This window comes from Amycolatopsis sp. WGS_07, from assembly GCF_045278895.1.
Classification (GTDB): domain Bacteria; phylum Actinomycetota; class Actinomycetes; order Mycobacteriales; family Pseudonocardiaceae; genus Amycolatopsis.
Window position 1 is genome coordinate 8,144,457 of record NZ_CP136053.1, and the last position, 18,718, is coordinate 8,163,174.

Genomic DNA, 18,718 nt, shown 5'->3' on the forward strand with positions numbered 1-18,718 from the left:
CCGTCCGCTTTCCCACCCGGTGGGAGGGACCGGCCTTCTGTCCCTCCCACCGGTACGGTCAGGCCGCCTGCCGGGCGGCGTTCGCCCGGACGGCGTCGCGCACGTACGCCCCGATGCCGGGCCGCTGCTCGTCCTCCCGGACCAGGAAGGCCAGCTGCGCGGGCTCGTTCGCGTACAGGTCGGCGATCCGCTGCTGCATCTCGTACCCGCACTCCCCCATCACCCCGGCGAGCATCTCCCGGTGCTCCTCGGCGAGCTTGCCCGCCGCCGGGCTGTCCGCGGGCACGCCGTCGTCGACCAGCGCGACCAGCCGGCGCACCCAGTCCTTCCGCTGCCGCTCGGCCTCGGCCCACTCCTGTTTCGTCTCCGGCAGCTGCGTCTGCTTCCACTCCGGGCAGTCGCCCCAGCGCCGGACGGCCTCCTCCGCGTAGCCGTCCGGCTCCCGGAACCCGCCGAACACTTCGAACTTCTCCTCGGGCGTCAACGCGTTGCCCATGGCTCTCGCCTCCAGCAATCGGTCGACGGCCGCGACCATGTGCGCGATCCGGTCCGCCTGCGCCACCAGCAGCTCCCGCTGCCGTTTCAGGTGGGCGTCGGCGTCAGTCCCCGGATCCGCCAGCACGGACGCGATCGTCTCCAGGGGAAGCCCGAGTTCCCGGTAGAGCAGGACGCGCTGCAGCCGGTCGAGATCGGCGGTTTCGTAGCGCCGGTAGCCGGCCGCGGTCCGCCCGCTCGGCGACAGCAGCCCGATCTCGTCGTAGTGGTGCAGCGTGCGCACGGTGACGCCGGCCAGCGCCGCCACCTCGCCCACCCGGTAACCCATCGCTCCCCCTGGTGTTTCTTCGGCCGTTTGGCCCTTGCGAGAAACCACGATCACGCCTCACGCGGCGTGAGGGTCAAGTCTGGTGGACACCGGCCTCCGGCGCGAGTACGAACGGAGGCATGGCTCTGCGCACGCCGATCCGCGCCCATTCCGCTCTCCCTCCCGGCCCCCGGCTGCCGATGGCGGTCCAAACCGTCCTTTTCGGCGCTTTCCGCAACGCGCTGCTCCCCCGGTTGCAACGGCACTACGGGGACGTCGTGCGGCTGCGGCTGTTCCCGGAGCGTTCGGTGGTGCTGATCGGGGACGTCGACCTCGTCCGCGAGATCTTCGCCGGTCCGGTCGAGACCTTCCACGCCGGCGAGGGAAACATGGTGCTCAAGCCGATGCTCGGCGAGCACTCCGTGCTGCTCACCGACGAGGAGGAACATCGCCGGGCGCGGAAGCTGCTGATGCCCGCGTTCAACGGGGCGGCGATGCGCGGGTACCGCGACATGGTCACCGAACTGACAGTCGCGGAGCTGGACCGGTGGCCGGAAGGGCGGCCGTTCCGGGCGCACGACCGGATGCGCGCGCTGACGCTCGAGGTGATCCTGCGCGTGGTGTTCGGGGTGTCGGACGGGGCCCGGCTGACGGAGCTGCGGCGGGCGCTGGAGCGGGTCATCGACGTCAGCGCGCTCGACCTGTTCGGCTGGCACAGCCCGGCGCTGCAGAAGTTCGGGCCCTGGCGGCGGAACCGGGAGCGGCAGGAGCGGGTCGACCAGCTGCTGCACGCCGAGATCGCCGAGCGGCGGGCGGCGCCGGATCTCGCTGAGCGGACCGACGTGCTGTCGCGCCTGCTCACCGTGCCCGGAGACGAGCAGCTGAGCGACGTCGAACTGCGGGACCAGCTGATCACGTTGCTGCTGGCCGGGCACGAGACCACGGCGACCGCGCTGGCCTGGGCGCTGCACGAGCTTGCCCGCGATCCCGCCACGGCCGCCGAGACCACGCGCGCGGCCGACGAAGGCGACGAGAAGTACCTCGAAGCGGTGGCGAAGGAAGCGATGCGGTTGCGGCCGATCATCTCCGAGGTGTCGCGGAAGCTCACGAAGGACATGCAGGTGGGGCCGTACACGGTTCCGGCCGGTTACATGGTGCTGCCGTCGATCTCGATGATCCACGCGAGCGCGGAGCACCATCCGGCTCCGGGGGTGTTCGATCCGGCGCGGTTCCTCGACGGCGGTCCGCCCGCCGGCAGCTGGTTCCCGTTCGGCGGCGGGGCCCGGCGGTGCCTCGGGGCGGGATTCTCGTTGCTGGAAGCGACGATCGTGCTGCGCGAGCTGTTCCGCCGCTTCCGCGTGAGCGCACCTCAGTCTCGGCCGGAACGGACCAAGACCCGGCACATCACGCTGGTCCCCGGGGACGGGGCGCGGATCGTGGTCCACCGGCGCTGACCGTCCGTGAAGGACTCCTTGAGGGAATCTGGTTCCTTCAAGGAGTCCTTCACGGACCTTGCCGGTCAGCGGCGGCGGGTGCGGAGGTAGTCCCCTACTACGGCGGCGCCTAGGCCGTCGAGGTCCGGGGCTACCACGCGGCCGCCGGAGCGGCGGGCGATGGTGTCCACGAAGGCCTCCAGCCGCAGGTCGTCGCCGAGGCGGAAGACCGTGACCGACGCGCCCAGCTTCGCGATTCTGTCCACTTCGGACAGTGTCTTGTAGATGGTCACCGGTTCCGGCGGGTAGGAGAACTCCGCTTCGCCGTCGGGTTCCAGATGGGCGGTGGGCTCGCCGTCGGTGACCATGAGGACCACCGGCTGCGCGTCCGGGTGGCGGCGCAGGTGGCGTCCGGCCAGCAGGAGCGCGTGGTGGGCGTTGGTGCCCTGTTCCCAGGTGCCTTCCAGCCCGACCAGCTCGGGCAGGTCCACCGGCATCGCGTAGCGGCCGAAGGTGATCAGCTGCAGCGCGTCGTTGCGGAACCGGGTGCTGATCAGCTGATGCAGCGCCAGCGCGGTGCGCTTCATCGGCAGCCAGCGGCCCTCCTGGACCATCGACCACGACGTGTCGACCAGCAGCGCGACCGCCGCCCTCGACCGGTGCTCGGTCTCGATGACTTCGACGTCCTCGACATCGAGCCGCACCGCCCCGGAGCCCACCGCGGTCGACCTGAGCACGGCGTTGCGCACCGTGCGCGGGACGTCCCACGGTTGCATGTCCCCGAACCGCCAGGGGCGGCTCGAACCGGTTGGCTCGCCCGCCGCTCCGGCGGATTCGGTTTCCCGCTCGCCGGATTTGCCGCGCAGCGCGTTGACCACATCGGACAGTGCGGTCTCGCCAAGGCGGCGCAAAGCCTTGGGAGACAACCGCAACGTGCCGTCCGCGGCGCGCTCGAACAGGCCCTGCTGACGCAGCTCTCGTTCCAGCTCGGACAGCCGGCGTGCATCGACGCCCGCGTCGGGACCGAGCTGGCGCTCCAGCGCCTCCAGGTCGATGTCTTCCAGGCGGGCGCCCGGATACGACTGGCCCAGCTGCTCGGCGAGGGCGTCCAGCTCCGCCAGATCGGCCATGGCCTGCGCGCCTTCGCCAAGGCCTAGCGGGTCCTGGCCGCGGAACCGGGACGACGACGTCCAGTCCTCGCCCGGGCGCAGCGCGCGCAGCTGGGAGTCCAAAGCGGACAGTTGCTGCGCCAGCCTCGGATCGCCGAACGCCTGCTGCGAAAGCTCGGCCAGCTCCGCCCGCTGTTCCTCGGACATCGAGTTCAGCATCCGCTGCGCGGCGGCGGAACGGGCGGCCAGGACGTCGATCAGCTCCTCGACGTTGCGCGGGTTCTCCGGGAAGAACTCGCCGTGCCGCCGCATGAACTCGCTGAAGCGCTCGCCGATGTCGCTCGCGCCCTGTGCGTGCGCGGCCAGCAGCGCGTTGAGGTCGCTGAGCATCTGGTTGATCCGCTCGACGTCCTCCGGACCGGCGTTCTGCATCGCCTGCTTCATGCCCTGGAACCGCGCGTCCAGCAGCTCGCGGCCGAGGAGGTCGCGGATCTGCTCGTACTTCTGCCGCGCCTCGGCCGAACGCCAGTCGTACTCGTTCAGCTCCCGCACGGCCGCGGCGGTGCCCGGCGGCAGCGCGTCGAGCTGGGCTTCGCGGAAGCGGGCCTCGTCGTCCGGGTCCGGGAACAGCTCGCGGCGCTCGGCTTGAAGCGCTTCCTGCAGCAGCTGCTGGACTTCCTGCAGCGTCCCGTCGAGCCGGTGCCGCCGCTGGATCTGCGACCGGCGCTGCCACAGCTGACGAGTGAGTTCGTCCAGGCCCGCCGTGCGTTCGGTGCCGCGCCGCAGCAGTTCCTCCAGCGCCGAACGCGGGGACGAGCCGCCCATGACCTCGCGGCCGATCTCGTCAAGGGCGTCCCGCAGGTCCGCGGGCGGGGCCAGCGGATCCGGCCCGTCGTGCCACGGGCCGTAGGAGTATCCCTCCGGTAAGAGCGGCATTATTCGCCGTACACCGTCGTGCCGTCGTCGGAGTCCTTCGCCAGCCTGCGGGCGAGGAACAGCGACTCCAGGGCCAGTTCGACCGCCGCCGCGATCCGGCCGGCCGGTTCGTCGGCGGCCACCCCGGCCCGCTGCGCGACCTCGTGCAGCACCGGCAGTTCCGGCAGTGCCGCGAGGACTTCCGCGCCGGGGATGCGCTCGCCGGTGGCGACCAGGTGGCCGTCCGCGACCGCGTCGGACAGCGGGCGCAGATCGAGCCCGGCGAACCGTTCGCGAGCGGTTTCCGCGATCGCGCGGCGCATCAGGTGCACGAGGTGCTCGACCTCGCGGCCCTCCTCGCCGGGCTCGAACTCGACCTTGCCGCGCAGCACGGCGGGCACGGCTTCGAGATCGACCGGACGCGCGACCGCCGGGTCCTCCCCGTCACCGCCGCGCGGCGCAGGGCGGCCGCCGCGACGGTTTCGGCCGCCGCGACCGCGAACCGGGCGGACACGCCGGAACGCTGGTCGATGACCGGCGACTCGCGCAGGTTCCGCACGAACCGGGCGAGCACCTCCAGCAGCGGCTCGCCGACCTCCGCGACGAGGTTCGCCTCCTGGCGCACCACGGCGACCTCGGACTCGACGTCCAGCGGATAGTGCGTGCGGATTTCCGCGCCGAAGCGGTCTTTCAGCGGCGTGATGATCCGGCCGCGGTTGGTGTAGTCCTCGGGGTTGGCGGTGGCGACGAGGAGGACGTCCAGCGGCAGCCGCAGCGTGTAGCCGCGGACCTGGATGTCGCGTTCCTCCATGACGTTCAGCAGCGCGACCTGGATCCGCTCGGCGAGGTCGGGCAGCTCGTTGATCGCGACGATGCCGCGGTGCGCGCGCGGCACGAGTCCGAAGTGGATGGTCTCCGGGTCGCCGAGGCTGCGGCCCTCGGCCACCTTCACCGGGTCGACGTCGCCGATCAGGTCGCCGACGCTGGTGTCCGGCGTGGCCAGCTTTTCGGTGTAGCGCTCGCTGCGGTGCCGCCAGGCCACCGGCAGGTCGTCGCCGAGTTCGGCGGCGCGCCGCAGCGAGGCGGGCGTGATCGGGTCGAGCGGGTGTTCGCCCAGTTCGGAACCCTCGATGACCGGGGTCCACTCGTCGAGCAGGCCGGCCAGGGTGCGCAACAGGCGCGTCTTGCCCTGGCCGCGTTCGCCGAGCAGGACGACGTCGTGGCCGGCGAGCAGGGCGCGTTCGAGCTGGGGCAGCACGGTGCGGGAGAAGCCGACGATGCCGGGCCAGGCGTCGCGGCCCTCGCGCAGCGCGGAGAGCAGGTTGTCGTGGATCTCGCGCGCGATGGGGCGCGGGGCGTAACCGGCGGCGCGAAGCTCGCCGGCGGTGCGGGGAAGAGCGTCGGGAACAGCGTTCACCCCTTCGACGCTACTGACCGTTTCCGCTCGCGTCGATGTGGAGCGGCTCCAGCCGGGCGGGAATCGGCGGAGCGCGGCGGAACCGGTAAAATAAGCGGTCGTGTGCCGACCCAGTGCGACCCTCGCCGTCTGGTCCTCCGCGTGGCTGAACGGGGCCGCGGCGTCCGACGACGTCCTAGACGCTTTGCAGGACTGGGCCGAGGCCCACGACGTAGTCGCGGCCGATCCCGCCGCCGCTGACGCCTTCGAACTCCCGCTCGCTTTCCACCGCGCGGCCACCCCCGTGCAACTGCTGCTGGCGTTGCGCGCGCAAGGCGCGACGAGCGTCCAACTGGTCCTCCCAGTCCCCGGCGATGTGCGCGGCCTTGGCGGCGGCGGACCGTTCGCCGACGCCGCGCTGCGGTGCGGCGAAGCGGTAGTCCTCACCGGGCTTGGCTTCGGCTTGGTGCCAGAGCCGATCGCCGAGGGCCTGATGCGCTGGACGGTGTATTCGCTCGGGGCCCCGGTTTTGCTGGAGTACCAGCCGTTGCCGGACGCGGAGCACGGGCTGACGGACGCGATCCGGGCCAGCGCCGGAGCGTTGCAGGCGCTGGATGTGGCGAGTGACCGCCCTGGCGTGCGGGCGGAGCTGTCGGCGCATTTGCGGGCTCGGCCGCAGGTCGAGTGGCCGGCGGGGACGCCGGGGCGAGCATTGCGGGTGTTGCAACGGGCCGAGGAGATTTCGGCGATTCTGGCTGTAGCGCAGACGGATGACCCGGGTGGGGCGTTGTCGGCTTCGGCGGTGAACCGGCGAGCGGAGGCGTTGCGGCCGTTGGCGGAGGCGGTGCGCACTGCTCGGACTGCGTCGGTCAACGAGGCAGTACGGGTATTCGCCGAACAGGCAGATCGACACCCGTAAACCGCACCAACCCACCCAACTATCGAGGCACCCAGCCCCTCCCCCGCACCCCGATACGAAGCCGCCCTGCGGTCGGTGGGTGCTTGTCAAGGCATCTTTCCCGCCTTGACAAGCACCCACCGACCGTCAGCACACTTGGGCTTCGGGGTGCCCCACGCCCGGACGCATCAGCGTCTCGGACGCCGCCCCGGCTCACAACAACCAACCGCACACGGCACCCCATTCACCGTGCACCCAGCAGCAGGAAACCCCGAAAGCTTCCGCACCGGAGCATCCTCCAAATGCTCCCGAACCAACTCCACCACCATCTCCGCAAACCGCGGATCCACATCCGGAGTAGCCGCCCGGGCAAACGCCATCCCATGCTCAGCAGCCCGCTCAGCCGCCTCGTTGTCCAGATCCCAGATCACCTCAAGATGATCCGCGACAAACCCGATCGGACTGACCACCACCGCCTCCACCCCCGCGCATGCAGCGCGTCGATGTGATCAACGATGTCCGGCTCCAGCCAGGGAATCTGCGGCGGCCCCGACCGCGACTGCCAGACCACGTCATACTCGGCAATCCCAGCTTCGGCAGCCACCAACCGGGCAGCCTCAGCGATCTGACTCGAGTACCGACGACCCTCCCCAGGCGGACCCGAAGCAAGATCGGCACTTTCCGGAATCGAGTGAGCGGTAAAAACCGTACGAGCACCCGCCCGATCGCCAAGCTTCGCGTGCGCAGCCCGGACCGCGTCGGCAACCGCGGCGACGAACAACGGATGATCGAAAAACTGGCGCAGCTTCACCAGCTCCGGCGCGCCATCCCCAACCGCCGCCCGAGCACGCTCGATGTCCTCGTCATACTGCCGACAAGCGGAATACCCGCCGTAAGCGCTAGTAGGGAACACCAACGCCCGGCGGACTCCCGCGTCCTTCATCCCGGCCAGCGTGTCCTCGACCATCGGCCGCCAGTTGCGGTTCCCGAAGTGCACCGGCAGCTCGATGTTCTCGGCCGCCAGCTGCTTCTCGACCGCCGCGATCGCGGCGCGGTTGAGCCGGTTGATCGGCGAGACCCCGCCGAAGTGCTGGTAGTGCTCGGCGACCTCGAGCAGCCGCTCGCGCGGCACGCCCCGGCCCCTGGTGACGTTCTCCAGGAACGGCATCACCTCGTCGGGTCCCTCCGGACCGCCGAACGAAAGCCATAGCAACGCGTCGTAACCCACGGTGCTCATCCTGCCCCTGTGGCGCTCCGCACGCCTCGGCGGCCTCGTTGTGTATCGCGCTGTCCAAAATGTGTTAGCGTGGTCCGCATGCCGAGGCCACGCGAGTTCGACGAGACCGAAGCGCTCGAAGGCGCGATGAACGCGTTCTGGGCGCGGGGATACGAGGCGACCTCGACCGAGGAGCTGTGCGCTGCCACCGGTCTCGGCCGCAGCAGCATCTACAACACGTTTTCCAGCAAGCACGAGCTGTTCCGGCGCGTGCTCGACCACTACTCGCATCGCGGCATCCGCCTGCGGGAAACGCTTCTCGACGACGCGCCGGACGGGCTCGGCGCCATCCGGCTGCTTCTCGACTCGACGATCGACGACGAACTCGAGAACGGCCGGCGCGGCTGCCTGATGGTGAACGCGATCGCCGAGTTCGGCACCAGCGATCCGGAGTTCGCGGCACAGGTCAACGCGGACACCGAAGCGCATTTGTCGGCGTTGACCCACTTCGCCCGCACTGGGCAGGCGGACGGAAGCGTCACCCGCGACCGCGACGCCGGTGACATCGCGAACTTCATCCACGCCACCATTTCCGGACTCCGAACCATGTCCCGACGCGGTGCCGAACGCGAGGCGCTGACGTCGGTAGCGGAGATCGCACTGAGTGCGGTCGCCCGGCACTGACCGTCCGCCCGCAAGGCGGGCAACCAGAACACTCCGAAGATTGACCTGAGGCCAACGCAGCCCTCACCGACTCGTGCGGCGCCAACGGCGACGCGGCGCGAGCCTGCCCTGAAGTCCGTCCCTATTTTGTACTGCTGGTTTCAGAAAGAGAGAATTCCCGTGCCCCTCGCCGTCTTCGTGCTCGGGCTCAGCATTTTCGCGCTGGGCACCTCCGAGTTCATGATCACCGGGCTGCTCCCCGGAATGGCCGCCGACCTCGGGGTCAGCATTCCGGACGCGGGGCTGCTGATCTCCGCCTTCGCCGTCGGCATGGTCGTCGGCGCGCCGTTGCTCGCCGTCGGCACGCTCCGGCTTCCCCGGCGGACCACGCTGCTCGGGCTGCTCGCCGTGTTCAGCGCGGCGCACGTCATCGGCGCGGTCTCCGACGGGTACGGCGTCCTCTTCGCCACCCGCGTCGTGAGCGCGCTCGCCTGCGCCGGGTTCTGGGCCGTCGCCGCTTCGACCACCGTCAATCTCGTCACGGAGGCGAAGCGCGGCCAAGCGCTCGCCGTGCTGGTCGGCGGGCTGACCGTCGCGAATGTCGTCGGGGTGCCCGCTGGCACGCTGCTCGGGCAGCACGCGGGCTGGCGGAGCGCGTTCTGGGCGGTCGCGGCGCTGACCGTCGTCGCCGCGGTCGCGGTCCTGCTGTCGGTTCCGCGCACCGCCAAGGAAGCCGAAGCGCCGCGCATCGCGGAGGAGCTGAAGGTGTTCCGCCGCAGCCGGTTGTGGCTCGCGCTCGGCGTGATCGCACTCCTGCAGGCGATGGTCTTCGCGACGTTCAGCTACCTCGCTCCCCTGCTGGTCTCCGTCGCCGGGCTGCCCGAATCCGGGGTTCCGGTGGTGCTGGCGCTGTTCGGCGGCGGCGCGGTGATCGGGATCTTCGCCGGCGGCAAACTCGCGGACGCGCATCCGTTCGCGACGCTTTACGGCAGCCTCGGTATCGCGGTCGCGGCGCTCGTCGCGCTGGCCTTCGCCACCAACGCCGTGGTCGCGGTGACCGCGGTGCTCGTCCTCGGCGCGGCCGGGTTCGCTGCGAACCCAGCGCTAAACGTGCGGGCTTACGCCGTCGCGGGCGGCAGTTCGACGCTGGTCGGGGCGAGCACGACGTCCGCGTTCAACGTCGGGAACACCGTCGGCCCGTGGCTCGGCGGCACGACGATCAGCGCGGGGCTAGGCTTCTCCAGCGTGGCGTGGGTGAGCGTCGCGCTCGGAGCGCTCGCGCTGGCGGCCCTCACGTTCGCGCTGCGGCTGCACCAGCGCGACGCCGCGCCCCAGCTCGTCAACGCCTAACGCAAGAGGGCCCCGCAGGAAGCTTCCTGCGGGGCCCTCTTCACAACCAGCTCAGATGCCGAGCGCGTGCACGCCGCCGTCGACCATGATCATCGAACCGGTGGTGGCCGGCATCCAGTCGGACAGCGCGACGCAGACCGTCTTCGCGGTCGGCTCCGGGTCGGCGGAGTCCCAGCCGAGCGGCGCCCGGCCGTCCCAGCCGCCCTCGAGTTCGCCGAAGCCCGGGATGGACTTCGCGGCCATCGTCTTCATCGGGCCCGCGCTGACCAGGTTGACCCGGATGCCCTGCGGGCCGAGTTCCTTGGCCAGGTACCGGTTCACCGACTCCAGCGCGGCCTTCGCGACGCCCATCCAGTTGTAGACCGGCCACGCGACGCGCGCGTCGAAGTCCATGCCGACGATCGAGGCGCCGCGGCCGAGCAGCGGCAGCGTCGCCACGGCGAGCGCCTTGAAGGAGAACGCCGAGACGTCCACCGCGACCTTCACGTCGTCGCTGGGCGCGTCGAGGAACGGCGCGCCGAGGCAGCTCTGCGGCGCGAAGCCGATCGAGTGCAGCACGCCGTCGAGACCGTCGACGTGCTCGCGGACGCGGTCGGCGAGCGAGTCGAGGTGCTCCTGGTTGGTGACGTCCAGCTCCAGCACCGGGGCGGGCTCGGGCAGCCGCTTGGCGATGCGCTCCACCAGCGACAGCCGCCCGAAGCCGGTGAGCACGACCTTCGCGCCCTCCTGCTGGGCGATGCGGGCCGCGTGGAACGCGAGCGAGGCGTCGGTGATGACGCCGGTGATCAGCAGCCGCTTGCCTTCGAGCAATCCGGGCAACGCGTCCTCCAGGTCGTGGGTTTGTACGAGAAAAAAGAATTCAGTGGCCGAGGCCGAGGCCGCCGTCGACGGGCAGCACCGCGCCGTTGACGTAGCCCGCCTCGTCCGAGGACAGGTACCGCACCGCGGCCGCGATCTCGGCCGGTTCGGCGTAGCGGCCGGACGGGACGCTGGCGAGGATCTCCTTGCGCCGGTCCTCGGGCAGCGCGTCGGTCATGTCGGTGTGCACGAAACCGGGCGCGACCACGTTCGCGGTGATGTTGCGCGAGCCCAGCTCCCGCGCGAGCGAACGCGCGAAACCGACCAGACCGGCCTTCGAGGCGGCGTAGTTCGCCTGCCCGGCCGAGCCGGAAAGGCCCACCACGGACGAAATGAACACGAACCGGCCCCAGCGGGCGCGCAGCATCCCGCGCGAGGCCCGTTTGGCGACGCGGAACGCCCCGGTGAGGTTCGCGTTCACCACGCGCTCGAACTGCTCCTCCGACATCCGCATCAGCAGGGTGTCGTCGGTGAGCCCGGCGTTGGACACCAGGACCTCGACCGGCCCCTGGTGCTCCTCCACGAGCTTGAACGCCGCGTCCACCTGCTCGACGTCGGTGACGTCGGCCTGCACCCCGAAAAGCCCCTCCGGCGCGCCCGACCCGCGGTGCGTGACCGCGACCCGGTGGCCCTGCTCCGCGAGGTCGCGGGCGATCGCCAGCCCGATGCCCCGGTTGCCGCCGGTGACCAAGACCGACCGTCCCACTGCGTTCTCCTCGTCGTCTCCGCGGTTGCGCCCGCATGAGGCTATCGGCTGCGCTGACCGGCGGCGCACCCGGCACTCCCGTCCTAAGCGACGGTAAGGAACCGCGTCTCGACCTTGAGGGTTACCCGCCGGTTGGTCACCGTGAGTCGCGACACAGGAGGTCAAGGATGACTACCCGGATCCAGGACGCCGGCTCCGCGCGGAGCGAGCGGCGCGTGGTCGGCAACGTGCTGCGCGGCTCGATCGGAAACCTCGTCGAGTGGTACGACTGGTACGCCTACTCGGCGTTCACCGTCTACTTCGCGAAGGCGTTCTTTCCCGGCGGCGATGCCACGGCGCAGTTCCTCAACACCGCGGCGGTGTTCGCCGTCGGATTCCTCATGCGGCCGCTCGGCGGCTGGCTGCTCGGCCGGTTCGCCGACCGCTACGGACGGCGCTCCGCGCTCGTGCTCTCGGTTTCCATGATGGCGGCGGGCTCGCTGCTGATCGCGGTGACGCCCGGCTACTCGGCGATCGGCATCGCGGCGCCGATCCTGCTGGTGTTTTCCCGCCTGCTGCAAGGGCTTTCGGTCGGCGGCGAGTACTCCACCTCGGCGACGTATCTGTCCGAAGTGGCCACTCCCGGCAAGCGCGGGTTCTACTCCAGCTTCCAGTACGTGACCCTCGTCGGCGGGCAGCTGCTCGCGCTGGGCCTGCAGCTGATCCTGCAGAGCGTGCTCTCCGACAAGCAGATGGGCGACTGGGGCTGGCGGATCGCGTTCGTGGTCGGCGCGCTCGCGGCGGTGATCGTGATGGCGCTGCGGCGGTCGATGGACGAGTCCGAGAGCTACGAGCGGGTCACCGAGAACGCCGAAACCGGCAAGAGCGAGCGAGGCACCCTGCGGCAGCTCGTGAAGTACCCGCGCGAGATCCTGCTGGTCGTCGGCCTGACGCTCGGCGGCACGGTCGCGTTCTACACCTACGCCACCTACACGCAGAAGTTCCTCGAGAACACCGCGCACATCCCGCGCCGCACGGTCACCGTGATCATGTTCCTGGCGCTGCTGGTCTTCGCGATCCTGCAGCCGCTGGCCGGGAAGCTGTCAGACCGGATCGGCCGCCGGAAGCTGCTGATGTTCTTCGGCATCGCGGGCACCCTGCTGACCGTGCCGATCATGACGCTGATGGCGCGCACCAGCCAGCCGTTCCTCGCGTTCCTGCTGCTGCTCGGCGCGCTGGTGATCGTGACCGGCTACACCTCGATCAACGCGATCGTGAAGGCCGAGCTGTTCCCGACCCGGATCCGCGCGATCGGCGTCGGCCTGCCGTACGCGCTCACCGTCGCGATCTTCGGCGGGACCGCGGAGCTGATCGCACAGGCGCTGAAGAAGGCAGGTCACGAATCGCTCTTCTTCTGGTACGTCGCGGGTTGCGTCCTCGTGTCGCTCGTCGTGTACGCGACAATGCGGGAAACTTCGCGTTCGTCCGCCCTCGAACGCGGCGAGGACTGATCGGGAGGACGGCCGTGCGCGTGCTGCTCGTGGAGGACGACACCGGGGTCGCCCGGGCACTCGCCGAAACGCTGCAGGCGCACGGCCACTCGGTCACCGCGGTCGGCCGCGGCTGCGACGCGCTCACCCGCCACCGGGACGCCGACCTGCTGCTGCTCGACCTCGGGCTGCCCGACCTCGACGGGCTCGACGTGCTGCGCAAGATCCGCCAGGTGTCGCCGGTGCCGGTGATCGTGCTGACCGCGCGCGACGACGAGCGTTCGGTGGTCCGCGCGCTGCGTTTCGGCGCGGACGACTACCTGGCGAAGCCGGTGCGGATGGCCGAGCTGCTGGCCCGGATGGACGCCGTGGTGCGGCGGGCGGGCGGCTCCTCGCCCGCGCCGAAGGACCCGGTGGTGCAGATCGAGGACGTCGAGATCGACCTCGGCGCACGCCGGGTCGTCGTCGGCGGCCGCGACATCGGGCTCACCACGAAGGAGTTCGCCGTGCTGGCAGTGCTCGCCGCGCGGCCCGGCACGGCGGTGAGCCGGCAGCAGCTGATGGACGAAGTGTGGGGCGACGCTTACCTCGCCGTGTCGCGCTCGCTCGACGTGCACATGACGCAGCTGCGCGCGAAGCTCGACCGGCCCGGCTTGCTCACCACGATCCGCGGCTTCGGTTACCGGCTCGGCCGGAGCTGATCGGTGCGCACTCGCCTGCTGGCTGTCCTTGTCACGCTCGCGCTCGCCGTGGTGGCGGCGTTCGCCGTGCCGCTGCTGTCCGCGACCGCTGATCAACGGACCCAGCAGCTGGTGATTTCGCGCAGCAGCGACGTCGACCGCTTTGTGGTGCTCGCGCAACAGGCGGTCGATTCCGGCGACGCGACCGCGTTGAACGCCGACGCGCGGCAGTATTCGTCGTTATACAGCAGAAGGCGTGCTGATCGTCGACGCGCAGAGGCAGCCGCTGGTCGAAACCGGCGGCCTGACCACGAACGATCCCGACGCGCGGATGATCATCGAGGCGACCCTGCGCAACGAGCCGGAAGCGCCGGTCGAGCGGATCCGGCCGTGGTCAGACACGCCGGTGCTGTTCGCCCGGCCGGTCGGCACCGGGACGCGAGTGTCCGGCGTGGTCCTGTTGCGGGCTTCGGTGACCGCCGCGGCAGGCGACGTCGCGGCCGCGTGGAGCGCGATCGCGGCCGGGGCCATGGTGGTCGCCGCGCTGTTCGTGCTGCTTGCCGTGCTGTTGTCGCGATGGATGGTGCGGCCGCTGGTGGAGCTGGAAACCGGTGTGCTGGCGGTGGCGGGCGGACGCCGGGCGCAGGTGCCGGAACGGTCCGGGCCGCGCGAGCTGCGGTCGCTCGCCGCGTCGGTGAACCGGATGTCCGACGCGGTGGTCGAGTCGGCGAACCAGCAGCAGCGGCTTGTCGCGGACACCTCGCACCAGCTGCGCAATCCGATGGCCGCGCTGCGGCTCCGGCTCGACCTGCTCGGCACCGAGGTCGAAAACCGCCCGGCCTACGACGCCACCGTGGCGGAAGTCGAACGGCTGGAACGGATTCTCGACGGTCTCCTCGCCCTCGCGACCGCCGAAAGCACCGCGACCCGGCTCGCCGCCCGCGCCGACGACGAGCCGGCCGACCTCGCCGCCGTCGTGGCGGAGCGGGTCGACGCCTGGCGGTTGTCCGCCGACGAAGCCGGTGCGACGCTCGTGCCGTGCGCGGGCCATACTGAACCGCTGCTGGTCCGCACGCCGGAAAGCGAACTGGCGCAGATTCTCGACGTCCTGCTGGACAACGCCGTCCACCACGCCGGTCAGGGAGCGACCATCACCGCCGCTTGGGAATCCACTTCGGACACCGTCACGCTGATCGTCACCGACGACGGTCCCGGCCTCCCGGCCGAGGATCTCGCCCGGGCCACCGAACGGTTCTGGCGGGCAGGCGGCGACGGCGCGCCGCGCGGAACCGGGCTCGGGCTGGCCATCGCCCGGGAGCAAACCCGGGCCAGGGGCGGGATTCTGGAGCTGCGCGCGGTCGAACCGCACGGTCTGCAGGTCCGGGTGACATTGCCCGCGGCGGTGGCGCCGTGACCGTCACCCGCCGCGCCGCGCTCCTCGGCGGCCTCGCCCTCGCGCTCGCCGCCTGCGACGACACCTACCGCGGCCCGGACCGGAAGATCACCATCGCGGCCGGCGAACCCGGCGGCTTCTACCTAGCCTTCGCCGAGGTCCTGGCCGCCGAGCTGTCCCGCGCCGAACCGCGGCTGCACTGCACCGCACTGCGCACCGAGGCGAGCGTCGAGAACGTCGAACGCGTCCGCGACGGGACCGCCGATTTCGGGCTGTCGCTCGCCGACGTCGCGCAGTCCGCCGTCGTCGGCGGCACGCCGTTCGGGAAACCCGTTCCGCTGCAAGCACTCGGCCGCGTCTACGAGAACTACCTGCAGCTCGTCGTCCGCGCCGAAGACCGCCTCACCGACCTCCGCTCCCTCGCCGGACGCCCGATCTCTGTCGGCGCGAGCCGGTCCGGTGCGGCCCAGCTGGGCGAGCGGGTCTTCGCCGCGAGCGGCGTCCGGATCCAGGCACAGCACCTGCCGTTGAACGACGCCGTCACCGCACTGCACGACCGCCGGATCGACGCGTTCCTGTGGTCCGGCGGGATCCCGACGCCCGCGCTCGCCGATCTCAACCGCACGACACCGCTCGCGCTCATCCCGCTCACGTCGGTGCTCCCCCAGCTGCGGAAGGCGTACGGGCCGCTGTACGAGCAGGTGCAGGTGCCCGCCGGGGCGTACCGCGGGGTCGGCGCGCTTGGCACCATCGGCGTCGCCAATCTGCTGGTCTGCTCCCCCAGGCTGCCCTTCGACGTCGCCGCCGCGGTCGTCCGAGTGCTCGCCGAACGCGCCGCCGAGCTGGTGCCCACGCAGGCCGTCGGAACGCAGTTCCTCGACGTGCGGACACTCATCGGCACCCAGCCCGTCCCGCTCCACCGTGGCGCGGCCGACACCTACCGCGCGCTGCACGGGTGATCGCTAGATTGGTCGGGTGACCGAACGCCGACCTCTCGCCGAAATGCCCCTGCGCGTGCGCTACCACGAATGCGACGGCCAAGGGATCGTCTTCAACGCGCATTACCTCGCCTACGCGGACATGGCGGCGTTCGAGGTCGAGAGAGCCCTCTTCGGCTCGCACGACGCACTGCTAGCCACCGGCGTCGACGTCGTGGTCGCCGAATCCAACCTGCGGTACTACGCGCCGTGCCGCTTCGACGACGAGCTGGTGGTCGCGGTGTACCTCGTGCACCTGGGCACCACGTCGATGCAGTTCGAACTGGAGGTCCGCCGCGGCGACACGGTGACGACCGAGATCCGGCTGCGGTACGTGTTCGTCGACACCGAGAACTACCGCAAGGCCGAACCGCCGCCGGAGGTGCGCGCGGCCTACGCGCAGTACCTCCCCGAGGCGGCGTGATGTTCCGAGTGCTCTTCTACCGCCCCGAAATCCCGCCCAACACGGGCAACGCGATCCGCCTTGCCGCGAACACCGGCTGCGAGCTGCATCTGGTGGAGCCGCTGGGGTTCACGTTGGAGGACAAGCAGCTTCGCCGCGCCGGGCTCGATTACCACGACCTGGCACGGGTCCAGGTGCATGCTGATTTGGCTGCCGCGTGGACGGCTTTGCTGCCGTCGAAGGTGTATGCGTTCAGCGCGACGGCCACCCGGCTCTACACGGATGTGGCTTATGCGCCAGGGGATGTGCTGCTGTTCGGGCCGGAGTCCGCGGGGTTGCCGGAGGAGGTTCAGCACGCGCCGGAGGTCACTGACCGGCTGCGGCTGCCGATGTTGCCCAATAACCGGTCGTTGAACCTGGCGAATACGGCGGCGATCGCGGTGTACGAGGGGTGGCGGCAGAACGGCTTCGAAGGTCCGTGAAGGACTCCTTGAGGGAATCTGATTCCCGCAAGGAGTCCTTCACGGACCGCTACGGCAGTCTCTGGCCGAACAGCAAGGCAGTGGCGGCACCAGCCATCAGGATGATCGTGCCCAGCACCACCCACGGCTTGCTCGCGTCCGCGTTCTTCAGCTCGTACCCGATCTGCTCGCCCAGGTCCGCGTACACGCGTTTCAGCTCGTCCGCGCTCGCCGCCTTGTAGAACTCTCCGCCGGACAGTTTCGCGATCTCGCGCAGCGACTCGTCGTCCACGCGGACGTCCTGTTGCTTGCCCTCGATGTCGACCGAGCCGTGCTCCGTGCCGAACGAGATCGACGAGATCGGCATCTGTGCCTGCTTCGCCGCCTGCGCTGCGGTGTACGCACCGCGCGGGGCGTACAGGTCTTCGGGCACCGTCTGCTTGCCGTCGCTCATCAGCACGATGCGCGCGGGCGGCGGGCCGTCCGCGCCGCCGACTACCGCGGAGAAGCTCTGGATCGACTGCATCGCCGCGTAAATGCCCTCGCCGGTGGCAGTGGACTGCGCCAGCTTCAGGTTGTCGATCGCCTTCGACACGCCCGCGCGGTCCGTCGTCGGGTTGACGAGCACGGTCGCGGTGCCCGCGAACGAGATCAGGCCCAGGTTGACGCCCGGCGTCATGTTCTGCGCGAACTGTTTCGCCGCGTCCTGTGCCGCCTTCAGCCGCGTCGGGGCGACGTCGGTGGCTTCCATCGACAGCGACACGTCGATCACCAGCATGACCGTCGCCCGGTTGCGCGGCACCTTCTGCTCCGCCGTCGGACCGGCGAGCGAGACCGTCAGGAACAGCAGCGACAGCACGATCAGCACCGCGGGCACGTGCCGGATCCAGCCCTGCGCCTTGGGCGCGACCTTCTCCAGCAGTTCGAGATTCGCGAACCGCATCACCCGGCGGCGGCGCTGCCGTTGCGCCAGCACGTACGCGACCGCCACCGCGGCGACCGCGATCAGCAGCAGGAACCACCACGGCGAACTGAATCCGGCGAGGCTCATGCCGTCGCCTCCTTGCCGGGTTCGCCGGACATCCGCACGTCGGCCGCGCTCATGCGACACCTCCGGACCAGCGGCGCTTGCGGGCTACCACGAACCGCACCATGTCGGCGATCCAGTCGGAATCGGTGCGCAGCACCAGATGCGCCGCCCCGGCCCGGCGCAGCCCGGCCGCGACCGCCTGCCGGTGCGCGTTCGCCGCCGCGCCGAATTCCTTGCGCAGCAACGCCGAGGCGTGCACCTCGCGCTGCCGTCCGGTCTCCGGGTCGGCCAGCACCACGGTGCCGACGTCCGGCAGGTCGACGTCGCGCGGGTCGACGATTTCGATCGCGATCAGCTCATGCCTTCCGCCGAGCGCCCGCAGCGGGCGCTCCCAGTCCAGGGGGCCCAGGAAGTCGGAAATCGCCACCGCGAGGCCCCTTCGGCGCGGCGGGCGGCGCAACTGTTCGAGCGCACCGGCGAAATCGCCACGGACGCCCTCGGCCGCCCGGGGAGTCTCCGCCAGCCGCCGGACGAGCCCGCGCGCGTGCGGAAGACCGCCGCGCGCCGGGAACCTCGTGGTGCCTTCGCCGTTCGACACGAGCGCGCCGATCCGGTTTCCGCCGCCACCGGTCAGGTGCGCGACCGCCGCGGTCGCGCAGACCACCAGGTCGCGTTTCTCGCAGAGCGCGGTGCCGAAGTCGAGGCTCGCCGACATGTCCGCGACGACCCACGTCTCCAGCTCGCGGTCCGCTACCGTCTCGCGGATGTGCGGCGTCGTGGTGCGCGCGGTGACCGCCCAGTCCATCCGGCGCACGTCGTCGCCCGGCTGGTACGGCCGCGCTTCGCCGGGTTCCGAACCCGGCCCCGGCACGAGGCCGAGGTGGTTGCCCTGGAGCAGGCCGTCGAGACGGCGGCGCACTTCGAGTTCGAGCGTCCGCAGTCCCGCTTCCATCCGCTCG

15 protein-coding genes and 3 pseudogenes are annotated in these 18,718 nt (G+C 70.7%); 10 read left to right on the forward strand and 8 right to left on the reverse strand.

Annotated features, from left to right (window positions below; genetic code table 11):
• Nucleotides 1-58: 58 nt before the first annotated feature.
• A complete protein-coding gene (locus RPX00_RS38220) occupies nucleotides 59-823 on the reverse strand; it encodes a MerR family transcriptional regulator (protein WP_406632839.1) in 765 nt (254 codons plus the stop codon).
• Between the two features lie 119 nt (nucleotides 824-942).
• Here RPX00_RS38220 and RPX00_RS38225 point away from each other — a divergent pair, with 119 nt between their 5' ends.
• Nucleotides 943-2,256 carry a cytochrome P450 gene (locus RPX00_RS38225; RefSeq protein WP_406632841.1) on the forward strand — a complete coding sequence of 438 codons (1,314 nt, stop codon included), beginning with the start codon at nucleotides 943-945 and terminating at the stop codon, nucleotides 2,254-2,256.
• Between the two features lie 65 nt (nucleotides 2,257-2,321).
• Here the strand turns inward: RPX00_RS38225 and RPX00_RS38230 are convergent, their stop codons facing one another.
• Together RPX00_RS38230 and RPX00_RS38235 are read right to left on the reverse strand one after the other, a co-directional pair.
• Nucleotides 2,322-4,280 carry a hypothetical protein gene (locus tag RPX00_RS38230; protein ID WP_406632843.1) on the reverse strand — a complete coding sequence of 653 codons (1,959 nt, stop codon included), beginning with the start codon at nucleotides 4,278-4,280 and terminating at the stop codon, nucleotides 2,322-2,324.
• A pseudogene (locus RPX00_RS38235) lies at nucleotides 4,280-5,676 on the reverse strand (ATP-binding protein). The gene RPX00_RS38230 and the pseudogene RPX00_RS38235 overlap by 1 nt, the downstream one beginning before the upstream one ends.
• Nucleotides 5,677-5,776: 100 nt before the next feature.
• Here RPX00_RS38235 and RPX00_RS38240 point away from each other — a divergent pair.
• Nucleotides 5,777-6,574: a hypothetical protein gene (locus tag RPX00_RS38240; RefSeq protein WP_406632845.1), complete on the forward strand. Its 798-nt coding sequence runs from the start codon at nucleotides 5,777-5,779 to the stop codon at nucleotides 6,572-6,574.
• A 167-nt stretch (nucleotides 6,575-6,741) separates the two neighbouring features.
• Here the strand turns inward: RPX00_RS38240 and RPX00_RS38245 are convergent.
• A pseudogene (locus RPX00_RS38245) lies at nucleotides 6,742-7,781 on the reverse strand (ferrochelatase).
• Between the two features lie 87 nt (nucleotides 7,782-7,868).
• Between RPX00_RS38245 and RPX00_RS38250 the strand changes: the two are divergent.
• Nucleotides 7,869-8,453, forward strand: coding sequence for a TetR/AcrR family transcriptional regulator (locus RPX00_RS38250; RefSeq protein ID WP_406632846.1), 585 nt, complete (start codon nucleotides 7,869-7,871; stop codon nucleotides 8,451-8,453).
• A 159-nt stretch (nucleotides 8,454-8,612) separates the two neighbouring features.
• The gene (locus RPX00_RS38255) at nucleotides 8,613-9,782 is read left to right on the forward strand and encodes a Cmx/CmrA family chloramphenicol efflux MFS transporter (protein ID WP_406632848.1); all 1,170 of its coding nucleotides are present in this window, start codon (nucleotides 8,613-8,615) and stop codon (nucleotides 9,780-9,782) included.
• A 51-nt stretch (nucleotides 9,783-9,833) separates the two neighbouring features.
• On the opposite strand, the gene fabI is transcribed toward RPX00_RS38255, so the two are convergent.
• Together fabI and fabG are read right to left on the reverse strand one after the other, a co-directional pair.
• A complete protein-coding gene (gene fabI / locus RPX00_RS38260; RefSeq protein ID WP_406632850.1) occupies nucleotides 9,834-10,601 on the reverse strand; it encodes an enoyl-ACP reductase FabI in 768 nt (255 codons plus the stop codon).
• A 40-nt stretch (nucleotides 10,602-10,641) separates the two neighbouring features.
• Nucleotides 10,642-11,346, reverse strand: a complete 705-nt coding sequence (fabG, locus tag RPX00_RS38265) for a 3-oxoacyl-ACP reductase FabG (RefSeq protein WP_378314200.1) — start codon at nucleotides 11,344-11,346, stop codon at nucleotides 10,642-10,644.
• A gap of 167 nt (nucleotides 11,347-11,513) precedes the next feature.
• Between fabG and RPX00_RS38270 the strand changes: the two genes are divergently transcribed.
• From RPX00_RS38270 to RPX00_RS38295, 6 genes and pseudogenes are all read left to right on the forward strand, one after another.
• Nucleotides 11,514-12,836, forward strand: a complete 1,323-nt coding sequence (locus RPX00_RS38270; RefSeq protein WP_406632852.1) for an MFS transporter — start codon at nucleotides 11,514-11,516, stop codon at nucleotides 12,834-12,836.
• Nucleotides 12,837-12,850: 14 nt separating this feature from the next.
• Nucleotides 12,851-13,516 carry a response regulator transcription factor gene (locus tag RPX00_RS38275; protein WP_406632854.1) on the forward strand — a complete coding sequence of 222 codons (666 nt, stop codon included), beginning with the start codon at nucleotides 12,851-12,853 and terminating at the stop codon, nucleotides 13,514-13,516.
• A gap of 3 nt (nucleotides 13,517-13,519) precedes the next feature.
• Nucleotides 13,520-14,909: pseudogene (locus RPX00_RS38280) on the forward strand (sensor histidine kinase).
• A complete protein-coding gene (locus tag RPX00_RS38285) occupies nucleotides 14,906-15,847 on the forward strand; it encodes a TAXI family TRAP transporter solute-binding subunit (RefSeq protein WP_406632856.1) in 942 nt (313 codons plus the stop codon). The pseudogene RPX00_RS38280 and the gene RPX00_RS38285 overlap by 4 nt, the downstream one beginning before the upstream one ends.
• Before the next feature lie 16 nt (nucleotides 15,848-15,863).
• A complete protein-coding gene (locus RPX00_RS38290; protein WP_406632858.1) occupies nucleotides 15,864-16,289 on the forward strand; it encodes an acyl-CoA thioesterase in 426 nt (141 codons plus the stop codon).
• Nucleotides 16,289-16,750, forward strand: a complete 462-nt coding sequence (locus tag RPX00_RS38295) for a tRNA (cytidine(34)-2'-O)-methyltransferase (RefSeq protein ID WP_406632860.1) — start codon at nucleotides 16,289-16,291, stop codon at nucleotides 16,748-16,750. The genes RPX00_RS38290 and RPX00_RS38295 overlap by 1 nt, the downstream gene beginning before the upstream one ends.
• A 49-nt stretch (nucleotides 16,751-16,799) precedes the next feature.
• Here the strand turns inward: RPX00_RS38295 and RPX00_RS38300 are convergent, their stop codons facing one another.
• Nucleotides 16,800-17,780 carry a VWA domain-containing protein gene (locus tag RPX00_RS38300; protein WP_406632862.1) on the reverse strand — a complete coding sequence of 327 codons (981 nt, stop codon included), beginning with the start codon at nucleotides 17,778-17,780 and terminating at the stop codon, nucleotides 16,800-16,802.
• 49 nt (nucleotides 17,781-17,829) lie between these two features.
• Entirely contained in the window at nucleotides 17,830-18,711 is an 882-nt protein-coding gene (locus RPX00_RS38305) for a DUF58 domain-containing protein (RefSeq protein WP_406643230.1), read from the reverse strand.
• Nucleotides 18,712-18,718 lie beyond the last annotated feature (7 nt).

Excerpts from the sequence above, each read along its gene's own strand:
- RPX00_RS38305 (WP_406643230.1), bottom strand. The coding sequence starts at position 18,711 with ATGGAAGCGGGACTGCGGACGCTCGAACTCGAAGTGCGCCGCCGTCTC.
- RPX00_RS38230 (WP_406632843.1), bottom strand. The coding sequence starts at position 4,280 with ATGCCGCTCTTACCGGAGGGATACTCCTACGGCCCGTGGCACGACGGG.
- RPX00_RS38220 (WP_406632839.1), bottom strand. The coding sequence starts at position 823 with ATGGGTTACCGGGTGGGCGAGGTGGCGGCGCTGGCCGGCGTCACCGTG.
- RPX00_RS38270 (WP_406632852.1), top strand. The coding sequence starts at position 11,514 with ATGACTACCCGGATCCAGGACGCCGGCTCCGCGCGGAGCGAGCGGCGC.
- RPX00_RS38295 (WP_406632860.1), top strand. The coding sequence starts at position 16,289 with ATGTTCCGAGTGCTCTTCTACCGCCCCGAAATCCCGCCCAACACGGGC.
- RPX00_RS38225 (WP_406632841.1), top strand. The coding sequence starts at position 943 with ATGGCTCTGCGCACGCCGATCCGCGCCCATTCCGCTCTCCCTCCCGGC.
- RPX00_RS38250 (WP_406632846.1), top strand. The coding sequence starts at position 7,869 with ATGCCGAGGCCACGCGAGTTCGACGAGACCGAAGCGCTCGAAGGCGCG.
- RPX00_RS38300 (WP_406632862.1), bottom strand. The coding sequence starts at position 17,780 with ATGAGCCTCGCCGGATTCAGTTCGCCGTGGTGGTTCCTGCTGCTGATC.